The 3,293-nt window shown below is 61.2% G+C and carries 5 protein-coding genes; all 5 read left to right on the forward strand.

What is annotated here, in order from left to right; translation table 11 throughout:
• On the forward strand, positions 1-444 hold a 444-nt coding region (locus Q0O05_RS11850), incomplete at its 5' end, for a dTMP kinase (RefSeq protein ID WP_293663282.1).
• Entirely contained in the window at positions 441-1,460 is a 1,020-nt protein-coding gene (locus Q0O05_RS11855) for a DNA polymerase III subunit delta' (protein WP_293663283.1), read from the forward strand. The genes Q0O05_RS11850 and Q0O05_RS11855, both read left to right, overlap by 4 nt.
• On the forward strand, positions 1,457-1,819 hold the full coding sequence (locus Q0O05_RS11860) for a PilZ domain-containing protein (protein ID WP_293663284.1): 363 nt from the start codon (positions 1,457-1,459) through the stop codon (positions 1,817-1,819). Before Q0O05_RS11855 ends, Q0O05_RS11860 begins: the two co-directional genes overlap by 4 nt.
• Positions 1,820-1,888: 69 nt before the next feature.
• Positions 1,889-2,686 carry a TatD family hydrolase gene (locus tag Q0O05_RS11865; RefSeq protein ID WP_293663286.1) on the forward strand — a complete coding sequence of 266 codons (798 nt, stop codon included), beginning with the start codon at positions 1,889-1,891 and terminating at the stop codon, positions 2,684-2,686.
• Positions 2,677-3,293, forward strand: a 617-nt coding sequence (locus Q0O05_RS11870; protein ID WP_366519051.1) for an ankyrin repeat domain-containing protein, incomplete at its 3' end; no start/stop codon positions are given. The genes Q0O05_RS11865 and Q0O05_RS11870, both read left to right, overlap by 10 nt.

A 3,293-nucleotide genomic window follows, 5' to 3' on the forward strand; every position in this document is an offset into this window, starting at 1 on the left:
CAGGTGATTGCGCCTGTTCTGGCGCGCGGTGAGGTGGTCTTGTGCGACCGTTTTTCCGATGCCAGTTTTGCCTACCAGGGTGCCGGCAGGGGCTTTGACTGGAGCATTCTGGAAACGCTGGAAAACTGGGTTCAGGGCGATGCAAGCCCCCGGGCACTTGGCCTGAGCGCGCCGGCGCACTCCGGCGGCTTGCTCTTGCCGCAGCTCACCATCTGGTTCGATTTACCACCGGCGGTGGCAGCCGTGCGGCTGGCCGGCGCGCGGGTGCCTGACAAGTTTGAGGCCCAGCCACAAGCATTCTTTGAGCAGGTAGCCTCCGGTTACGCCCGTCGTGCCAGCGCTGCGCCCCAGCGTTTTGCCCGCATCAACGCCGACCAGCTCCCTGAGCAGGTGCGGCAGGATGTCATGGCGGCGCTGCGCGAACGCGGCTGGTTGGCGGCATGAGCGAGGCCCCGCAGTTCGTGGCGGCGCCCTGGATTCAGCGGCAAACGCGAATCTTGCTCGCTCAGCGCGGCCATGCCTGGCTGCTGCAGGGGCCTTCAGGTCTCGGGCATTACCAGCTTGCCCTGGCCCTGGCGCGGGCTTGGCTGTGCGACATGCCGTCTCCGATGGGCGCCTGCGGAGCCTGCCCGAGCTGCCATGCGGTGGACGTGCGGACCCATGCAGATCTATGCGTTTTGATGCCAGAGACCATCATGCTGGAGCTGGGCTGGCCCCTGTCGGAGAAGGCGCAGAGCGACATCGACGAGAAAAAGCGCAAGCCGAGCAAGGAAATCCGGATCGACGCCATGCGCGACGCGGTGGAGTTCGCGCAGCGCACCAGCGCGCGGGGCGCCGGCAAGGTGGTGCTGGTGTTTCCTGCCGAGAACATGAACAACGTCACCGCCAACGCACTCCTCAAGACCCTCGAAGAACCGGCCGGCAACCTGCGGTTTGTACTAGCCACCGAGTCGGCGCACCAGCTCTTACCCACCATCCGCAGCCGCTGTATCAGCCACACCATGCAGTGGCCCGCGGGAGACGAAGCCACCCAATGGTTGGCGCAGCAGGGGGTTGACTCAGCTGCCATCGCTCCGGCGTTGCAGGCTGCAGGCGGACGGCCGGATATGGCGCTGTCCATGGCCGGCATCGCCCTGCAGGTCTGGCCACAGGTGCCGCAGGCCTTTGCGCAGGGGCAGGTGGCTGCATTCAAAGATTGGACCGCGCCGCAGCTGCTGGATGCGGCCCATAAGCTCTGCCATGACCTGATGGTGATGGACGCGGGCGCCGCACCGCGGTTTTTTCAAGCTGCGGCCTTGAAGGGGTTGCATCCAGCCCTTGGAGATCTGGCAGCTTGGGCAAAGCAACTGGCGGAGGCCATGAAAACTGTGGACCATCCCTTTAACGCCGGTTTGATGAGTGAGGCGCTTGTCTCTCAGGCGCAAACCGTCCTAAACTCCGGCAACTCGAGAAAATTATGAGCAGCCCACCCACATCCAGCGCGCGCCCCAGCGTGATTCAGCTCTCCATCAAGGAAAAAGCGGCCCTGTACTCCGCCTACATCCCGATGTTTACCGATGGCGGCGTGTTTATTCCCACCACGCGGGAATACGCTTTGGGCGACGATGTCTATGTGTTGCTCTCTTTGCCGGAAGACCCGCAGCGTCATCCGGTGGCAGGCCGCGTGGCCTGGGTCACGCCGGCCAAGGCGGCGGGCGGACGCACCCAGGGGGTGGGTGTGCAGTTTCCAACCGACGAGAAGTCGCGGGGCCTGAAAATCAAAATCGAAGAAATTCTGGGCGCCCACCTGAACTCCGACCGTCCGACCCAGACCGTTTAGGCCCATCTTGTTTATCAGGGCCTGCGCAGACCTTGCCTGCCGCGTCGGCCCTAACCTCGCCGGTTATTCATGTTCACAGATTCTCATTGCCACTTGACCTTTCCTGAGCTGGCCGGCAACTGGCCCGCCATCGCTCAGGCTATGGCAGACGCGAATGTCACCCGCGCCCTGTGTATTTGCACTACCTTGGAAGAGTTTGAAACCGTCCACACCTTTGCCCAGGGCGCTGATTACCTCTGGGCCAGCGCTGGAGTGCACCCTGACAACGAGGGCGTGATGGAGCCCGATCTGCCAACCCTGCTCGAGATTGGTAGCCGGCCCAAGGTCATTGCCATTGGCGAGACCGGCTTGGATTACTACCGTTTGGGCGTGCGTACGGTGGCCGATATGGAGTGGCAGCGTAATCGCTTCAGGCTGCATATCCGGGCCGCGCGCGCGCTGCAGAAGCCTTTGGTGATTCACACCCGCAACGCTTCCGAAGACACGCTGCGCATCCTGCGAGAGGAGGGCGAGTGTGCGGATTCGCAAAGTGCAGGCGGCGTTTTCCATTGTTTTACCGAGGATGCCGATGTGGCCAGGCAGGCGCTCGATTTGGGCTTTTTTATCTCTTTTTCGGGAATTTTGACCTTCAAGTCGGCGCAGTCCATTCGCGATGTGGCGCGCATGGTCCCCATGGACCGTCTGTTGATTGAGACTGACAGCCCGTATCTCGCTCCGGTTCCGTACCGGGGCAAAACCAATAACCCGTCGTATGTGCCCTTCGTTGCACAAGCGTTGGCGGAGCTCAAGGACAGCAATGTGGAAGAGATGGCAATACTTACCAGCCGCAATTTCGACACACTATTTGGGGTTGCACCGTGCGTCTGAGTCGTCGCGTAGTGTCTGCCGCCTTGCTGTTGGTCTTCGCGCTGCCGGGCCAGGCCGGTTCTTATGAGGATTTTTTCACTGCCATTGAGAAGGACGATGTAGCCGTCTTGCAGCAATTATTGGCACGCGGCTTTGACCCGAACACGATTAACCCCAAGGGCGTGCCAGCTTTGATGGTGGCTATTCGTGTTCCTGCGCCCAAGTCGGTTCAGCTGTTGTTGCGCCAGCGCGGCATCAAGGTCGAAGCCCGCAATCCGCAGGATGAGAGCGCTCTGATGTTGGCCGCGTTTGTCGGGAATTTGGAGCTGTGCAGGCAGCTCATTGGTTTGGATGCGGATGTCAACAAGCCAGGATGGGCGCCTTTGCACTATGCAGCGACCAATAGCCACACAGCGGTCATGCAGTTTTTACTGGACAACTTTGCCTATATCGATGCGGCGTCTCCCAACGCCACCACGCCTTTAATGATGGCTGCGATGTATGGCAACGCATCGGGCGTCAAGTTGCTGCTGGAAGCCGGCGCTGACCCTACGCTGAAAAACGACAAGGACCTGAGCGCAACGGATTTCGCCCGTCAGGCCGGCAAGTTGGAGTCCGAGCAGATCAT

Origin of the sequence: Rhodoferax sp. OV413, from assembly GCF_945881795.1 — a bacterium.
In the GTDB taxonomy this organism is placed as follows: Bacteria; Pseudomonadota; Gammaproteobacteria; order Burkholderiales; family Burkholderiaceae_C; genus Allorhodoferax.

Coding starts and splice junctions, on each gene's coding strand:
- Q0O05_RS11855 (WP_293663283.1), top strand. CDS start 441: ATGAGCGAGGCCCCGCAGTTCGTGGCGGCGCCCTGGATTCAGCGGCAA.
- Q0O05_RS11860 (WP_293663284.1), top strand. CDS start 1,457: ATGAGCAGCCCACCCACATCCAGCGCGCGCCCCAGCGTGATTCAGCTC.
- Q0O05_RS11865 (WP_293663286.1), top strand. CDS start 1,889: ATGTTCACAGATTCTCATTGCCACTTGACCTTTCCTGAGCTGGCCGGC.